The 16,676-nt window shown below is 71.7% G+C and carries 11 protein-coding genes; 3 read left to right on the forward strand and 8 right to left on the reverse strand.

Features of this window, described 5'->3' with window-relative positions; translation table 11 throughout:
• Positions 1–34 precede the first annotated feature (34 nt).
• Genes ACI2K6_RS07905 through ACI2K6_RS07925 form a run of 5 tightly spaced genes read right to left on the reverse strand, consistent with a single transcriptional unit; the run spans position 35 to position 5,463 of the window.
• Positions 35–1,294 carry an enolase C-terminal domain-like protein gene (locus ACI2K6_RS07905; RefSeq protein ID WP_404568363.1) on the reverse strand — a complete coding sequence of 420 codons (1,260 nt, stop codon included), beginning with the start codon at positions 1,292–1,294 and terminating at the stop codon, positions 35–37.
• Complete coding sequence (locus tag ACI2K6_RS07910; RefSeq protein ID WP_114588988.1) at positions 1,291–2,172, reverse strand: NAD(P)-dependent oxidoreductase; 882 nt, start codon at positions 2,170–2,172, stop codon at positions 1,291–1,293. The genes ACI2K6_RS07905 and ACI2K6_RS07910 overlap by 4 nt, the downstream gene beginning before the upstream one ends.
• Complete coding sequence (locus tag ACI2K6_RS07915; protein WP_112615917.1) at positions 2,169–3,107, reverse strand: carbohydrate ABC transporter permease; 939 nt, start codon at positions 3,105–3,107, stop codon at positions 2,169–2,171. The genes ACI2K6_RS07910 and ACI2K6_RS07915 overlap by 4 nt, the downstream gene beginning before the upstream one ends.
• The gene (locus ACI2K6_RS07920) at positions 3,104–4,051 is read right to left on the reverse strand and encodes a carbohydrate ABC transporter permease (RefSeq protein ID WP_282501890.1); all 948 of its coding nucleotides are present in this window, start codon (positions 4,049–4,051) and stop codon (positions 3,104–3,106) included. The genes ACI2K6_RS07915 and ACI2K6_RS07920 overlap by 4 nt, the downstream gene beginning before the upstream one ends.
• Before the next feature lie 50 nt (positions 4,052–4,101).
• Positions 4,102–5,463, reverse strand: a complete 1,362-nt coding sequence (locus ACI2K6_RS07925) for an extracellular solute-binding protein (protein WP_404568364.1) — start codon at positions 5,461–5,463, stop codon at positions 4,102–4,104.
• A gap of 232 nt (positions 5,464–5,695) precedes the next feature.
• Between ACI2K6_RS07925 and ACI2K6_RS07930 the strand changes: the two genes are divergently transcribed.
• From ACI2K6_RS07930 to ACI2K6_RS07940, 3 genes are all read left to right on the forward strand, one after another.
• Entirely contained in the window at positions 5,696–8,650 is a 2,955-nt protein-coding gene (locus tag ACI2K6_RS07930; RefSeq protein ID WP_404568365.1) for a sugar-binding protein, read from the forward strand.
• Positions 8,647–11,445 carry a family 78 glycoside hydrolase catalytic domain gene (locus ACI2K6_RS07935; protein ID WP_404568366.1) on the forward strand — a complete coding sequence of 933 codons (2,799 nt, stop codon included), beginning with the start codon at positions 8,647–8,649 and terminating at the stop codon, positions 11,443–11,445. The genes ACI2K6_RS07930 and ACI2K6_RS07935 overlap by 4 nt, the downstream gene beginning before the upstream one ends.
• Positions 11,446–11,560: 115 nt before the next feature.
• Complete coding sequence (locus ACI2K6_RS07940) at positions 11,561–12,931, forward strand: serine/threonine-protein kinase (protein ID WP_274178167.1); 1,371 nt, start codon at positions 11,561–11,563, stop codon at positions 12,929–12,931.
• A 9-nt stretch (positions 12,932–12,940) separates the two neighbouring features.
• Here the strand turns inward: ACI2K6_RS07940 and ACI2K6_RS07945 are convergent, their stop codons facing one another.
• The 3 genes from ACI2K6_RS07945 to ACI2K6_RS07955 are packed head-to-tail and all read right to left on the reverse strand — an operon-like array spanning position 12,941 to position 16,676.
• A complete protein-coding gene (locus tag ACI2K6_RS07945) occupies positions 12,941–14,611 on the reverse strand; it encodes a protein kinase (RefSeq protein WP_404568367.1) in 1,671 nt (556 codons plus the stop codon).
• Positions 14,608–15,861 (reverse strand): FHA domain-containing protein, encoded by a 1,254-nt coding sequence (locus tag ACI2K6_RS07950; protein WP_404568368.1) that lies wholly within the window; start codon positions 15,859–15,861, stop codon positions 14,608–14,610. The genes ACI2K6_RS07945 and ACI2K6_RS07950 overlap by 4 nt, the downstream gene beginning before the upstream one ends.
• The gene (locus ACI2K6_RS07955) at positions 15,861–16,676 is read right to left on the reverse strand and encodes a PP2C family serine/threonine-protein phosphatase (RefSeq protein ID WP_114588980.1); all 816 of its coding nucleotides are present in this window, start codon (positions 16,674–16,676) and stop codon (positions 15,861–15,863) included. The genes ACI2K6_RS07950 and ACI2K6_RS07955 overlap by 1 nt, the downstream gene beginning before the upstream one ends.

Genomic DNA, 16,676 nt, shown 5'->3' on the forward strand with positions numbered 1-16,676 from the left:
CGGGTTCGGGTTCGGAGGTTCGAGAAGCGGACGCTCAGGGCGCGATGAGGGCGCCGTCGGGCGCGCGGACCCCCGCGGCCCAGGCGTCGTGCCCGGAGAGACCGGCGGGGAAGCGGGCGGCGGCGGCCTCGTCCATCTCGATCCCCCAGCCGGGGGCGTCGTTGGGCGTCAGCCAGCCGTCGACGATGTCGATCATGCCGGGGAAGACCTCGTGGGTCTCGTCGTTGTAGACGTGACCCTCCTGGATGCCGAAAGCCGGCGAGGTCACATCGAGCGCGACCGCCGCGGCCTCGGCGAACGGCGAGGCGTCGCCGGGCGAATGCCAGGCCGTGCGCACACCCTCGATGTCGGCGAGGACCGCGAGCCGGCGCGCGGCGCTGACGCCCCCGACATCCGAGAGGTGGCTGCGGATGTAGTCGACGTGATGCTCGCGGATGAGGCGGGCGGCGTCGGTGAAGGATGTCGCGAGCTCGCCGACCGCGATCGGCACGGGTGACGCGGCCCGCACCTCGGCGAGGCGGTGCCAGTGTTCGGGTGCGAGCACGTCCTCGAGGAAGAAGGGCCGGTACGGCTCGAGCGAACGGGCGAGGGCGATCGCGGTCGCGGGGGTCAGTCGCGAGTGGACGTCGTGCAGCAGCTCTACGCCGTCGCCGAGCGCCTCGCGCACGTGGGCGAACAGCTGCGGCGTGCGGACGAGATAGTCCTCGACCCGCCAGCCCGCGGGGTTCTTCGCCCACGCGAAGGAGCCCGCGACGGGCGGCGCGCCGTAATGTCCGACGCCCTGCTGGCCGGTCTGGATGCGCACGTGACGCTGGCCGGCGGAGATGAGCTCGCGCGCGTGCGCCGTGGTCTCGTCGAGATCGGCACCCTCGGCGTGCAGATAGGTGTCGGCCGCGGCACGCACCCGCCCGCCGAACAGCTCGTACACCGGCATCCCGGCGCGCTTGCCGGCGATGTCCCACAGCGCCATGTCGATGCCCGAGAGCGCGTTGTTGCCGACCGGTCCCTCGCGCCAGTAGCCGGTGAACCGCACCAGACGCAGCAGGTCTTCGATGTCGCCGGGGTATCGACCGACGAGCAGCGGGCGCAGGTGGTCGAGGAAGGCGACGACGGCCTGCCAGCGCTGCGTGAAGGTCGCGCAGCCGTATCCCCACAGTCCGTCCTGGTCGGTGTCGATGCGGACGACGACCAGCGGAATGCCCTCGGGCGCCGTCACGATCGCCCGCACGTCCGTGATGCGGACGTTCTCGCGCGGCATCCAGGGCTGATCGAAGGTCGTGGGCTCTGTCGTCATCGGTCGCTCCTCACGAGTGCCGGGTAGGGGGTGGCGGTGCCATCGTGGATCGACTCTCGGGGCTCGAAGCCGAGCACCGTCCGCGCCGTCGTCAGGTCGACGAGCGCGTCGTGCCCGGCGAGGTGCGCCGGCGGCTCGACCGCAGGCGCGTAGCGGCGCAGGAGCTCGGCCGTCGGCACGTCGAGGAGGGTGTCGCGGGCACTGAGCGGCACCACTTCGGCGCCGGCGACATCCGCCCAGAGCGCCCGCTCCACCGCGCGCACGGCGTCGGTCATGGTCAGGTACGCCCAGCCCTCGCGGGCCATCCGCACGGGATCCGCGCGGACCTCGTCGGCGACGTCGCGCAGGACGTGCGGCCATTTCACCAACGGGAACCGCAGCGCGACGACGTCGATGCCGTACCGCCGGTGGGCGTACCGGGCCGTCGCCTCGTCGGCCAGCTTCGACAGCGAGTAGGCGTCGGCGATGTCGGGCGGCGTCCCGGCGTCGAGCGGGAACGCCGGCGGGAACGTGTCGTGCGGATTGTTCGGGTAGCCGATGGCGTTGATGCTGCTGGCGATGACCGCCCGGTGCACACCCGCCTCGGCGGCGCGCGTGAGCACGTTGAACGTCGCCGAGGTGTTGACGCGGAAGATGTCGTACGGGGTGCCAAGGCTCGGATGCGGGATGGCGGCGAAGTGCGCGACCGCGTCGGCGTCGCGCATCGCTTCCTCGACGTCGGCCCGCGAGGTCGCGTCGCCCGTGATCTGCCGGTCCGCGGGGTGTTCTCCGCCGAATGCGAGGGACAGCGCAGTGACCTGGTGGCCGCTCGCGACGAGATGGTCGCTGACCGCACGACCGATCTCGCCGTCGGCGCCGGTGACGAGGATGCGGCTCATCCCTTCACCCCGCCCGCCATGCTCGCGCCGCGCAGGAACTGGCGCTGGAAGATGAGGAACAGCGCCACGGGGATGATCAGCGAGAGGAACAGGGCCGCCATCTGCACGCTCAGCTCGGTCTGGTCGGCAAGGCGAGGCAGCGCCACCGACACCGGCTGTTTGTCGGGGTCGGGCAGCACGAGGAGGGGCCACAGGTAGTCCTTCCACGACGCGACGACCGTCAGCAGGCCCACGACCCCGAGGATCGGTCGCGACAGCGGAAGCACGATGCTCCAGAGGATGCGGAGCGGGCCGGCGCCGTCGATGCGGGCCGCCTCGTAGAGGTCGGCGGGGATCGCCTCGAGGAACCGGGCGATGATGAGCACGTTGAACGCCGCTGCGCCCGCGGGCAGCCACACGGCCCACCAGGTGTTGATCAGCGAGACGCCCAGCACCGGCAGCTCGCGCACCGTCAGGTACAGCGGCACGAGCGAGACGATCGACGGGATGAACAGCGTGGCGAGGATGGCTCCGGAGAGCAGCTTGCCCCACCGCGGCCGGAGCACCGTGATGACGAAGGCCGCCGTCGTCGAGACGACGAGGGTCACGACGACCGATCCCGCCGCGAGGATCGCCGTGTTGGTGAGGTAGTGGCCGATGCGGCCCCGCTCCCACGCGATCGCGAGGTTCTCCCACTGCACGGTCCCGCTGGCGAAGAACGAGAACGGGCCGCGGATGAGGTCCTGCGTCGGCGAGACCGCGGCGAGCGCGAGCCAGATGAGCGGGCCGAGTCCGGCGATCAGCAGACCAGCCAGCACCACGACCTGTCCGATGCCGAGCCACACGCGCACCGAGGGTCGCTGGCGGTCGCTGTCGGAGATGTTGGTGCGTGTGAGCGGATCGGGTGCGACGTCGCGACGCCGGGCGAGCCGCCGGGTGGGAAGAAGGGCGCTCATGCTCGGCTCCAGCGTCGGGTCAGTCGGAAGTAGAGGAGCGACAGCAGGCCGAGCGATGCGGCGAGCAGCACGCTCAGCGCGGTCGCGGCGCCGTAGTCGACGCGCACGAAGGCGTAGTCGTAGATGGTCATGAGCAGCGTCTTGGTGGCTCCCTGCGGCCCGCCGCCGGTGAAGAGGAACGGCTCGGTGAAGATCTGCATCGTGCCGATGATCTGCAGCAGCAGCATCGTCGCGATGATGCCGCGCATCTGCGGCAGGGTCACGTGCCAGACGCGACGCCAGATGCCAGCGCCGTCGAGCTCGGCGGCCTCGTAGAGCTCGGAGGGGATGCTCGTGAGGGCCGCGATGTAGATGATGATCGCCGTGCCCGCGCCGGCCCACGTCGTCTCGAGGACGATCGAGGGCATGGCGGTCGCCGTCGAGTTCAGCCAGGGCAGCGGCCCGATGCCGACCCAGCCGAGCACGGTGTTGAAGAGGCCGTCGGCGTCGGGGGCGTAGAAGAACTTCCACAGCAGGATCGCGACCACCGGCGGCACCATGACCGGCAGGTAGGCGAGCGCACTGAAGTACCAGCTGCGCGAACGCATCTCGGAGATGAAGACGGCGAGGGCCAGCGGCACCGGGAATCCGAACAGCACGGCGAGGACCGTGTAGTAGATCGTGTTCAGGGTCGCCTGCGGCAGCCCGGGGTCGGAGAGGACGTACGCGAAGTTCTCCCACCCGACGAAGCTGCTCTCGCCGCCGATGACGACGCGCTGCACGCTCATGGCGAGCGAGCTGACGATCGGTCCCCACGAGAAGTACAGGAAGACGAGGATCGCGGGCGCCGCGATGGCGAGCGCCGTCAGGCTGGGACGCCAACGGCGGCGCCGCCGCGGCGGGGCGGGCTCGGGGGAAGCGGACGCGGATGTCGTCGTCCGGGTCCGCGGTCTCACGTCGGTCATGGGGTCCTCCGGTCGGGGGCGAGCCGAGGTCGTCGGCCCGCCCCGTCGGGTCAGCGGCTCAGGCGGGACTGGACGTCGCTCTGAGCGGTGGAGAGAAGAGCGGGGATGTCGGCGCCCTTGTCGGTGAGCACCGTCTGGACGACGGTGTCGAGCGCGCCGTAGACCTCCTGCGCGTTGTTCACGGGCTCGGGCACGATCGGGATGTCGGCCGAGGCCTCGAGGTAGGGCGCGAAGTTCTCACTCGGAACGTTGATGTAGTCGGCGATCCAGGTGAAGTACTCGGAGTACTGATCGGCGTTGACGACCGGCAGTCCGGGCAGGCCCGTGACCGAGCCGGCCTCGTTCGAGGCGCGCGCGTCGTCGACGGCGGTGTCCTCGTCGAGGAAGCGCTGGAGGTAGAAGAACTCCACCCACTTCACGGCGGCGGCCTTCTCGGCGTCGCTCGCGTTCGGGTTGACGACCTGCACCGTGCCACCGCTCAGCGTGCCCTGCGTGCCGCTGGACTGCGGCATCCCGCCGATGCCGAACTGCTCGGCGGGCAGCTTCAGGTTCTGGACGACGTTGTAGTACGAGTCGCTCGCACCGAGGATCATGCCGATCTTGCCGGCGGCGAAGTCCTGCCCCTGCGACTGGACGTCGTAGAGGGTGTTCTCCGGGAGCGTGCCGTCCTCCCAGCGCATCGTCTGCAGCAGATCGAGCGCATCGGTCGACGGGGTGTCGTCGAAGGTCGCCTTCGAGCCGTCCTCGTTCTCGACCGTCCCGCCGAACGAGTAGGTCATGCCGGTGAACTGCCACCCGCCGGTGTTCGCGGTCGTCAGCACGGAGAAGCCGGCGGCGTCGGTCGCGTCGCTGATCTTCTTCGCCGCCTCGCGGACCTCGTCCCAGGTCTTCGGCGGGTTCTCGGGATCGAGACCCGCCTGGGCGAAGAGATCGCGGTTGTAGACCAGCCCGAACGAGTACGCGTTCGTCGGGATCGCGAAGACACGGTCTTCGCTGTTCTTCGTGAGGGCGAGGATGGTCGGGTTCAGCGCGTCGAGCAGGCCCTCGCTCTCGAGCGCGTCGGTGATGTCGGCTGCCTGGTTGCGCTTGATGAGCCCTTGCGGCTCGGTGAGCGGGACGCTCATGACATCGGGCAGGCTGCCGCCGGCGGCGAGCGCCTGGAACGTCGAGGCGTCGTAGCCCGTCTCGACGGGCTGCAGGTCGATGTCGGGGTTCGCCTTCTCGAACGCGGCGACGCGCTCGTCGAAGTAGGCGCGGTCCTCCGGCCGGTCGGCGGTCGGGCGGTCGCCGATCTCGATCGTGACGGTGCCGTCGGCGGGCGCCGAGGCGTCGCTGCTGCAGCCCGCGAGGGCGGCGACGGACAGGCCTCCGACCGCGATTGCGGCCGCGACGGAACGGAAACGTTTCGTCATTGAAACTCCTAGGTGTGAGTGGCAAGCAGGAAAAACGATTGCTCTCCGATGTCTAGCACCTCTCGACCCGACACGTCAAAACAAAAGTGTTCGAGCGTGTCGATGCATTGAAGATCCGAGATTCGTCTCGGCGCACGTGTTGACAGACGACTCGCCTGGCGGCCAGACTGCCCGCTGGACAAACGATTTTCCTCCCGTCCACCATCCGCGAACACTCGATGAGGAGCACCGCGTGCCGAAGCATCCGTCCCCCCGTCCCGTCCCGCGGCTCGTCGCCGCCTCCGCCGCGCTTGCCCTCGCTGCCACAGCCAGCGTCGCGCTCGCCGCGCCGGCATCCGCAGACGCACCCGCGCTCTCGATCGAACCCGACGCGTGGGGCAACCTGTTCCACGCCGGCGACACGGTGTCGTTCCGGTACGACACGACGGCCCCGACGGTCGCGTGGCGCGTGGTCGACGGCTGGGGCGAGGTCGTCGACGACGGTACGGAACCGGCCGATGGCGCGCTGACGCCCGACGTCACCGAACGCGGCTGGTACCGCCTCGAGGTGACCGCGACCGGTGACGAAGTGGCAGACGCCGCGACGACGTTCGCGATCCTCCCCGACGCGGATGCCGCCGCTTCGGCGACCGGCCGGTTCGGTGCCGCCACGCACTACGGGCAGTCCTGGGATCCGGCGTCGATGCAGGCGCTGACCACGGGCGGCTTCGCCCAGCTGCGCGACGAGGTCTATTGGAGCGAGGTCGAGACGCAGCCGGGCGTCTACGACTGGTCGCGGGCCCGGGCGGAGTTCCTCGACCCCGCCCGCGAACAGGGGATCCGGCCGCTGCTGCTGGCCGGCTACGGAAACCCCCTGTACGACGCGGGCAACGGCCCCGTCAGCCCCGACGCGGTGGCCGCGTACGCCGACTATGCCGCGGCGATGGCCGCGGAGTTCGGCGACATGTCCACCGGCATCGAGGTGTGGAACGAGTGGGATCTCGGGCTCGGTGGCAACACCAACGTCTCGCCCGAGAACTATGTCGCCCTGCTCTCCGCCGCGGCGCCCGCGATCAAGACGGTCAGTCCCGATCTGCCGGTCATCGGCCCCGCGGTGGCCAACCTCAACACCGACTGGCTCGAGCGGACGTTCCAGCTCGGCGCGCTCGATCACCTCGACGGCATCGTCCTGCACCCCTACAGCTACCCCGTCGGAGCCGACGCGCTCGACGACACGCTGACGCGCATCGACGCCCTGGTGCGGCGCTACAACGGCGGCGAGTCGAAGCCGCTGTGGATCACCGAGCACGGCTGGCCGACCGGCACCAACGCGCGGGCGGTGCCCGAGCGCCAGCAGGCGGCCGACATCGCGAAGTCGGCCGTGATCGCGGCAGCCCATGACGCCGCCCGGTACTACGTGTACGACCTCGTCAACGATGGCGTCGACGACGCCGAGACGGAGGAGAACTTCGGCCTGCTGCACCACCCCGACGACGAGCTGGGGGCCTTCACCCCCAAGCCCTCGTTCACCGCCTACTCCGTGGCGGCCGACGTCCTCGCGACGGCGGCGTTCGCCGAGCGCGACGAACCGCTGCCGGGACTGCGCCGGGTGCGATTCGACACCGCCGACGGACCGCTCCACGTCCTGTGGTCGGATGCCCCGCAGACGGTGGCACTCGAGGTAGCCGGGTCCGCCGAGCTGACGACGATGTACGGTGCCGCTGAAACCGTCACCGGCGGTGCCGGCGCCCCGGTGCTGGCGTCGACGGGCACGGAACCGCTGTACGTCCGCGGTGAGGTCACGTCCATCGCGCAGACCGATGCCGGGCTGACGCTCGACCCGGGTGTCGTCGGAGCCCCGGTCACGGGCTCGTGGACCGTGCAGGGCCGGGCGGATGCCGCGTCGTCGTGGCGGCTCGTCCTGCCGGACGGGTCCGAGGCGGTCCAGACGACCGCTCCCGGCGAGACCGCGACCACGACGGCCTCGTTCCCGGCTCCCGCGACCGCGGAGACGTACGAGACGAGCGCACGCGTCTACGAGGGCGACCGCTACGCCGGCACGCTGCGCGCCGCCACGTCGGCGAGCGAAGCCGTGACGCTCCAGGCGGCGCAGGCCTTCACCGAAGAGGGGGCCTCGGTGCTCCGCATCCGTGTCGCGAACGCTTCGGCCGCGCCCCGCGCGCTCGACTCGCTGTCGTACACGCTGGGCGACGACGGCGGAGAGCCGGAAGCGCCGGCGACGATCGAGCCGGAGGCGGATGTCGTCATCGACGTCCCGCTCGATGCGCTCGCGGGGCCCGCGCCCTTCACTGCGACGGCGGTCGTCGACGGGGTGACGCTGACCGCTTCGGGGCGCGTCGCGCCGGTCGAGCAGGCGTCCGTTCTGCCGGCCGCTCATCGCACGATCACCGTCGACGGCACGCTCGACGACCTCGACGGCGTCACGCCGATCGCCTTCTCCGCCAACCCGGAAGCCGACGACGAGGCCGACCAGTCCGCTGTCGCCTGGCTCACGTGGGACGAGGAGTACCTGTACTTCTCGGCCGATGTCACGGACGACGTGCACGACCAGCCCGCGCAGAGCGCGAACATCTGGCAGGGCGATTCCATCCAGTTCACCGTCGCAGGCGGCGCCCCCGGCGCCGCGACCACCTGGCACGAGTTCGGCATGGCGCTCACGAGCGCCGGTCCCCAGCTGTACCGCTGGCTCTCCGTCGACGCGGGGGCGGGGCCGGTGCCGGGCGCTCCGGTGGCCATCTCGCGCGACGACGCCGCCGGGCGGACGGTGTACGAGACGGCGATCCCCTGGACCCTGCTGCGCGGCGTCGACAGGGCGACATCCCTCCTCAGCAGCGCCGCGATCGTCAACGAGGCAGACGGCACCGGGCGCGCCGGCTTCCTCTCCTGGGGCGGCGGCATCGCGGGCGAGAAGGACTCGGGCGAGTTCACCGCCGTGCGGCTGCTCGCGCCGGCGCCCGTCGTCGAACCACCTGTCGAACCGACGCAGCCCGTGACGCCGGGCGACGGGGGTTCGGCGGCACCCGGCACCCCCGCCGGCGGCAACGGCACCGCGGCCGGAGCCACCCACGCCCGCGCGTTGGCGAGTACGGGCGGCTCATCCCCGCTCGCGTGGCTCGCCGCCGCGTCCGCGACCGGGGCCGCCGGCATCGCACTGCTCGTCACGCGCCGCCTGACCCGCCGATCGTGACCGTCGCCAAGGAGCCACGCATCGTCGGCCTGCGCGTGGGGCGGCGGCGGGATCTGTCCGTCGCCGCCTCACCGCGGCCGCCCGTGTCGTGGCTCGTCGAGGCGCCCGCCGCGTGGGAGGCGACCCGAGCCGAGCTGCGGCTCGACGGTGGGACGACCGTGGCCACGCGCCCCTACGGCATCCTCGAGGACTGGCCGTTCGCACCGCTGCGAGCCGGCGCCGCGCACCGACTCGAGGCCCGCGTCATCGGCGCCGACGGCACGGCGAGCGCCTGGTCGGAGCCCTGCGAGATCCGCGCGGGGTTCCCCGCCGAGGCGTGGAACGCTCCGTTCCTGCGCCTCGCCAGCCCCCGCCGTACCGCCCAGCCGTTCCTCGCCCGGCGCGACTTCGAGGTCGCCGAGACGGTCGTCGCCGCGGAGCTCCAGGTGACGGCGCACGGCGTCTACCGCGCGCGCCTCAACGGTGTCGAGGTCGACGACGCCGTGCTGAACCCCGGCTGGACGGCATACCAGCACCGACTCCCCCTGCATCTGACCGATGTCACGCCCCTCGTCCGCGTCGGCGCGACGAACACCCTCGCGGTCGAGGTCGCCGGCGGCTGGTACACCGAGGCGTACGGGTTCGGCGAGACGGCGGAACGCTTCTACGGCGACCAGCCCGCTGCCTCACCCCTTCTCCGCCTGCGGCACCGCGACGGTCACGTCCAGGAGATCCGCCCCGATGACCGATGGCGACTCTCCGGTGATGGCGAACTCGTCTCGAGTGGGCTCTACGCCGGTGACGAGATCGACCTCTGCCGGCGGCCGCGCGGGTGGGAAGCCGCCGGCTTCGACGATGCGGCGTGGGAGACGCCGGCCCTGTCCGAACCCGGTCGGCAGCCGGAAGCCATCGACGTCGAGCCGGTGCGGCGCATCCGGTCTCTGCCCGTCGCAGCCATGCCCGCGAGCGATGACCCCGAGCGCGTCCTGCTGGACTTCGGCCAGAACCTCGTCGGGCGCGTGCGGTTCCGCGTCTCGGGCCCGGCCGGTACCCGCATCGTTCTGCGCCATGCGGAGGCGCCCGAGGGCGGACGGCTGAACACCCGGCCGCTGCGGGCTGCCGCTGCCACCGACACGTTCATCCTCGACGGCGCCGCCGACACCGTCTGCGAGCCGCGCTTCACCTTCCACGGGTTCCGCTACGTCGAAGTCACCGGCTACCCGGGTGAGCTCGACCCGGCGGATTTCACCGCCGTAGTGCTGCACACCGACCTGAGGCGAACAGGGTGGTTCTCCTGCTCCGACGAGCGCCTCACGCGCCTGCACGAGAACATCGTGTGGAGCTTCGCCGGCAACGCCCTCGCGCTGCCCACCGACTGCCCGCAGCGCGACGAGCGGCTCGGCTGGACGGGCGATGCCCAGGTGTTCGCCCCGACGGCGGCATCCCTCTTCGACGCGGACGCGTTCTTCGCGTCCTGGCTGGAAGACGTCGCGGCCGAGCAGCGCGCGCGGGGCGGCCGCGTGCCGACGGTGGTGCCGCAGACGCTCGGGCGTCTCGGCGAGACGATGGCCGCCGGCTGGGGCGACGCGGTCACCGTCATCCCCACCGTTCTGCACGAGCGGTTCGGCGATCAGCGGGTGCTCGAGCGGATGACGGACGCGATGCGGGCGTGGGTCGATGCCGTGGCGGATGCGGCAGGACCCGAACGACTGTGGGAGCGCGGGTTCCAGTACGGCGACTGGCTCGATCCGACCTCGGCCCGGCCCGATAAGGCCAAGACCGACCCGGGGCTCATTGCCACGGCCTACTTCGCCCGCTCGGCTCGGCTGACCGCAGACGCGCTCGCCCGCTCCGACGACGCACCGGCGGCCGGCCGCTACGCCGCGCTCGCCGCCGAAGTGCGCGATGCGTTCGTCGCGTCGTACGTCACCCCGCGGGGCCGCCTCGCCTCCGATGCCCCGACCGCCTACGCCCTCGCCCTCGAGTTCGACCTACTCCCGGTGTCGTTGCGTTCCGCCGCGGCCGAGCGGCTCGCCTTCCTCCTCCGCGCCGGCGGCTACCGGATGGCGACGGGGTTCCTCGGGACCCCGCTCGTCCTCGACGCACTGCTGTCGAACGGACAGGAGTGGGCGGCCGAACGATTGCTGCTGCAGACCATGTGCCCGTCCTGGCTCTATCCCCTGTCGCAGGGAGCGACGACGATGTGGGAACGCTGGGATGCCGTCCGCCCCGACGGCTCGCTGCATCCCTCCGGCATGACATCCCTCAACCACTACGCTCTCGGGTCCGTCGGCGATGTGCTGCACCGACGCGTCGGCGGGCTGGCGTGCGCGGAACCCGGTTGGGCGCAGGTACGGATCCAGCCATGGTTCGTCTCTGCTCTCGAGCACGCCGACGTCGCGCACGACACCCCCCGGGGACGCGCCTCGGTGTCGTGGGAGCGGGATGCCGACATCCGAGGGCAGATCCGCGTCCGGGCGCAGGTTCCGCACGGGGTGACGGCGATCGTCGACCTCGGCGACCGCGCGCCGTTCCCGGTGGGCGCCGGAACCCATACGTGGGACGCGACCACGCCGGTCCGCACCCTCGCCCCGATCGGTGTCGACTCCGACCTCGCCCTGATCGCCGACACCCCGGACGCCTGCGCCGTCGTATCCCGATCGATCGCTGGACACTCCCCCGAAATGGCAGCGGAGTTCGACGCCTACATCCGGTGGGTCCCGGGCAGCCGTCTGCGCGACGAGCTCGCCGCCGTCTCGGCGCCCGACGCGCTCGTCACCTACATCGATGGGGCGCTCGCAGCGCTCACGCATTGAGCTGCGGCATCCGCCCCGCCCCGCCGCCCGGTGTCAAGACCCTGGCACCCGGCCGGACGATCTCTACCGTGGAGCCTGGCCGAGCCGTCCCGGGGCACGGTCGCCGGAGGACGCCATGGCCACGAACGAACCGCCGCCCACAGAGGCGATGCTCGACGGTCGCTACCTGCTGGGCGAATGCGTCGGCCAGGGCGGCATGGCTCGCGTCCACCGAGCCGAGGATGTGCTGCTCGGTCGCACCGTCGCCATCAAGCTGCTGCGTCCCGAGCTGGAAGGGGCGACGACATCCGCCCGCGCCCGAAGCGAGATGACCGTGCTCGCCTCGCTCAACCACCCCGCACTGGTGACCCTCTACGACGCCCAACTCGCACCGGGTCGCGCCGAGTACCTGGTCATGGAGTTCGTGGACGGCCCGACGCTCGCCGCCCGTATCGCCGGCGGCCCCCTCCCCGCGGGTGACGTCGCTGCTCTGACCGCCGACCTCGCCGAGGCGCTGCACGTCGTCCACGACGCCGGGATCGTGCACCGCGACATCAAGCCCTCGAACGTCCTTCTGTCGCAGTCGCCGATGCTCGGCAGCCGGTCGGGTGCGAAGCTGGCCGACTTCGGGATCTCCGTCCTCGTGGATGCCGCTCGGCTCACTCAGCCCGGAACCGTCATCGGAACGGCTGCCTACCTTTCCCCGGAGCAGCTCACCGGCGCGCCGCCTGCTCCGCCCGCCGACATCTACGCGCTCGGCCTGGTCGTGCTCGAGGCTCTCACCGGGCAGCGGGGCTTCCCCCGCGCGGAAGGATTCGGCGAGGCGCTTGCACGACTCACCATCGCGCCCGAGATCCCCGACACGCTCGACCCCGCCTGGGCCGCGCTGCTCCGGGGTATGACAGCGATGCGTCCGGAAGACCGGCCGAGCGCGGCCGAAGTGTTCTCGGCGGCGAACGACCTCGCGGAGCGTCCAGCAGCGCCGGCCCTGCCTCCCGTTCCCGCATCGGTCGCGGCGGCGACGCCCGTTGCCGCAACCGGCACCGCGACGCGTATCCTCCCCGCGACTGCCGCGGGAACCGCGCGAGCGCCGGCCCGCGAGCGCCGGCGGCCCTCGCGGGCGCGGATAGGACTCATCGGGGGCGTGGCCGCCGCGACTCTCGCGGCCACCGCGCTCGGCGGCATGTGGCTTGCCGGTTCCACCGGCGAGACCGCTCCGAGCACGCCCGCCGACACCGAGCAGTCCGCCGTTCCCGAGCCGACGATCACCGAGACAACCGAGCCGGTCACCGTCGTGGACGAGCAGACCGCCGAGTCGGAAGAACAGCCTGCCGCGCCCGTCGAGAACACGACGGAGCAGGACGGACCGGCCTCCGAGGCCGACCGGAAGGCCGCCGAAGAGGCGGCGAAGAAGGCAGAGCGAGAAGCTGAGAAGGCCGCCGACGAGCAGAAGAAGGCCGAAGAGCGCGAGAACAAGCGGGATCAGGACAAGCCCGGCCGCGGCTGACGACCGACGTCAGGGCGTGCAGCCTCGCACGGCATCCCCCGCCCCGCCGTTCGCGCGCACGAGCTGGACTTCGATGCAGGTCCGGCCCGACGGGTCGGCGGGAACGGTGACGGTCTCGTCCTCCACACGCTGGGGCGCGGCGGCGCCGTCGAGCGTGACGGGGTACCAGAGATACGAATCGCCCTCGGCCGGATTCGGATTCGTCCAGGTGAACGTCACGTCGGCACCGGCCGCCGTGCCCGCGAGGTCGCCGACGCGCGGCACGAAACCGGCGAGCGGATCCTGAGGGGCGCTGGAGGGAGACTCGCTCGCTCGAGGTTCCGCGGGCGCGGTCGGCTGAAGCATGCTCGCCACCACGACGACGGCGACCACGAGCGCTGCCGCGACGCCGCCGAGGGCGATCCACAGCCAGGAACGCGAACGTCCGGACGAGGTACTCTCGGCCGGACCCGCGGCCGAATGCCCATCGGGCTCGGCGTGTGCAGCATCCGGGTTCGGCGAGCTCGCGGCGGTGCCGTGCGCCGCGGCTGCGCGCTGCACTGTCTGGTCGGCGACCGGCTCGACCGTGCGCGGTCGGCGGACCGTCGAGTCCTGCCCGGCACGCGCCGACGGTCGGAGCATCGTCTCGTCGGGCGCCGACGGCGCGAACGGCGAGCCCGATGCGGATGGGGCGAACGGCGACGACGCCTCCGCGCCGCTCTTGCGACGGGTCGACCCCGCGGGAGGCGCGGTGGTCGGCTCGATGCTCACGATCCCGCGAACGCGAGTCAGCTCGCCGTCGGCATCCTCTTCCTCCTCCGCGTCGGGCGAATCATCGAGGATGTCGATCGGCGTGACCGAATGGGCCAGCTCGATCTGAACGCGCTGCAACGCGCGGGCGAACGACACGGCGCTGTCGAAGCGAGCTGCCGGGCTCTTCGCCATCGCGCGTGCCAGTGCCTGCTGCAGCGAGGGCGGAACGTCGGCACGGTCGAGTGGCGCGAGCGGCGCGGTCTCGATGCGCTGGATCAGGTCTGCGGCGCCGTTGCGGCCGCCGGGCTGCTCGAACGGCGAACGACCGGCCAGAAGCGTATAGATGGTGGCGCCGAGCGCATAGACGTCCGACCGCACGCCCGAATCGGGACCGTCGCCGAACGCCTCGGGCGGCGACCACGGAATAGACATCCCGGCGGTCTCGTCGGCCCCCTCTGTCGTCGTCGCGATGCCGAAGTCGGTCAGCGCCGGGCGGTTGTACTCCGTCACCAGGATGTTGGCGGGCTTGATGTCGCGGTGCAGGATGCCGGCGCGATGCGCGGTCTCGACGGCGGCGGCGACTTGGATGCCGACGCGGAGGGCCTCGGCGACCGAGAACGCAGCGGCGCGATACCGCACCTGCAGGTTCGGCCGCGGACAGTTCTCCATGACCAGGTACGGACGCTGGTCATCCGACAGGCCGGCCTGATAGATCGTGACGATCGCCGGATGCGTCGACAGCATCGCCATGACGTTCGCCTCGGCGGTGAACTGCTCGACCGAGCCACCGGCCATCCTCTCGGGAAGCAGCACCTTGACCGCGACCTTGCGCCGGGGCAGGTGCTGCTCGTAGAGGTAGACGTCGGCGAAGCCGCCCGAGCCCAGAAGCTCGAGGTAGGTGAAGCCCGGCAGCTGGGGCGGCGGCGCCGGGGGTCGCTTCGCGCTCACGGGAGATCCTCGAAGGCGATCGTCACACCGTCGCCGATGTCGAGCACGTCGCCCGAGACGACCATCGTCGGCTCGCTCGGATGCAGCCGCACCGGGTCGTTGCCGCCGCGAAGCAGCACCGATCCGTTCGTCGTGTCGAGGTCGACGACGAGGACGTGCTCGCCCTCCGCGCGGATCTCGACGTGGTTGCGCGAGATGTCCTGCTCGGGGCTCTCGACAGCGACGAGCGTGGGCAGCATGTCGCCTGTCGAGCGCGAGGAGCGCGGACGCCGACCGATGATCACCGTGTTGTCGAGTTCGACGACCTGCCCGTCCGACACGCGGATGCGTCCCCGCGCGAGACGGCGTGCGGGGACGATCTCCGTCGACTCGTAGACCGCGGGCTCGGTCCGCCGCGCACTGCGGATGTCGGCGACCGCGATGGTCTCGCCGTCGTGATCACCAGCGGGGGCGAGCGGCGACGACACGACGGTGGCGTCGTCGGCGGGGGTGGCTGATTCGGCTGCTTCCGCGTGCTCGACGGACAGCGTCGGACGCACGACCGTCTCACCCCAGATCATCGCGTGCTCATCGGCGGCTGCCGTGTCGCTGAGCGGGACGAAGGTCTGCGCCCCAGGCGACTCGTCGAACGGGAGTTCGCTCTCGTCCTCCGCCGGGGCAGCCGGGGGCGCCGGCGACGCGGGAGCAGCAGCGGTGGGGGGCTCGACGGAGGACGGTGCCGGCGACTCCGGTGCGGGCACGGCCGGTGTGGTCGGCGCCGCGACGAACGGACTCGCGGGGCGAACGCCCGGTCGCGCGCCCGTCAGATCCACCGTGACCGAATCTGCCGCGACGACACCTTCGACGAACGGAAGCGATGCGGCCTCGTCCGCCGCGTCGGCGAAGAGCGCCGACGCGCGCTGCACGCCGGGGATGTGGCGCTCGACCCACGTCGAGACCCCCTGGCCCGAGACCGACAGCGGGCCCGACTCCGTTTCGACGACGAGCTCGACCGGGCCGCGGACGGCGACGCGGAGCCCGTCGCCCTCGACGATCGCCAGGATGAAGTCGGGAATGGCGGCCAGCGACGTGCCGAACGCGCCCGTCAGGGCCTCGATCACCGCCCCGATGCCGCGCTCCTCCAACCGGCGCCACACGGCCTCGACCGTCGGGATCGAGACGTTCGCGGGCAGGGCGACGGCCGCGGCGGGCGCGAGTGCGACGCGCCACTGCTCCGCGCCCGTTGCCGGAACGTAGCGGACCTCGACCATCAGGCTCTCCCCCCTGCGGCCGCTGCGCGCGGCCGGGTGTCTATGTCCGCGTCATCCGGCTGGGCGGACGGCACGGTGTCGTACGCGTCGTCACCGCCGTCTCCCAGCGCATCGACGACGATGACCGTGACGTTGTCGCGGCCTCCGTGCAGCAACGCCTCGTGGACGAGCCGCTGCGCGGCTTCCTGCGGCTCGGTCTCCTCGTCGAGGATACGGGCGATTCGCTCGTCGTCGAGCTCGGTCGACAGGCCATCGGAGCAGACGAGGATGCGGTCGCCGCTCTCCGCCGGCAGCATCCAGAAATCGGCCTGGCCGACGCTGCCTGCGCCGAGCGCCCGCGTGATCTCATTGCGCCGAGCGTGGCGCGCGGCGGTCTCGGCGTCCATCTGGCCCGAATCGACGAGCTCCTGCACGACGGAGTGGTCGACGCTGATCTGCTCGAGGCGTCCGCGCGCCCACCGGTATGTGCGCGAGTCGCCGATGTTCAATGCCAGCCAGTAACCGGCGTCTCCGACGCGCGTGAGCACGACACCGGTGAGGGTCGTGCCCGCCGCACGCTGGCCGGTGGCGAGCGCGTCGATGTTCACGCGGGCTCGCTCGATGGCGGCGCGGACCTCGCCGTTCGACACCACGGCGGCCCCCACCAGGGACTGGAACTCTGCGACGGCCGCGGCACTCGCACGCGCTCCGGCCTCGTGTCCGCCCATGCCGTCGGCGACGACGAAGACGGGCGCTGCGGCGAGATACGAGTCCTCGTTCGCGCGACCGCGCAGGCCGGCGTGAGTCGCCGCCCCGTGCCCCACCCGTAGCGACAT

It is taken from the genome of Microbacterium sp. NPDC006705, assembly GCF_044903545.1.
Classification (GTDB): domain Bacteria; phylum Actinomycetota; class Actinomycetes; order Actinomycetales; family Microbacteriaceae; genus Microbacterium; species Microbacterium plantarum.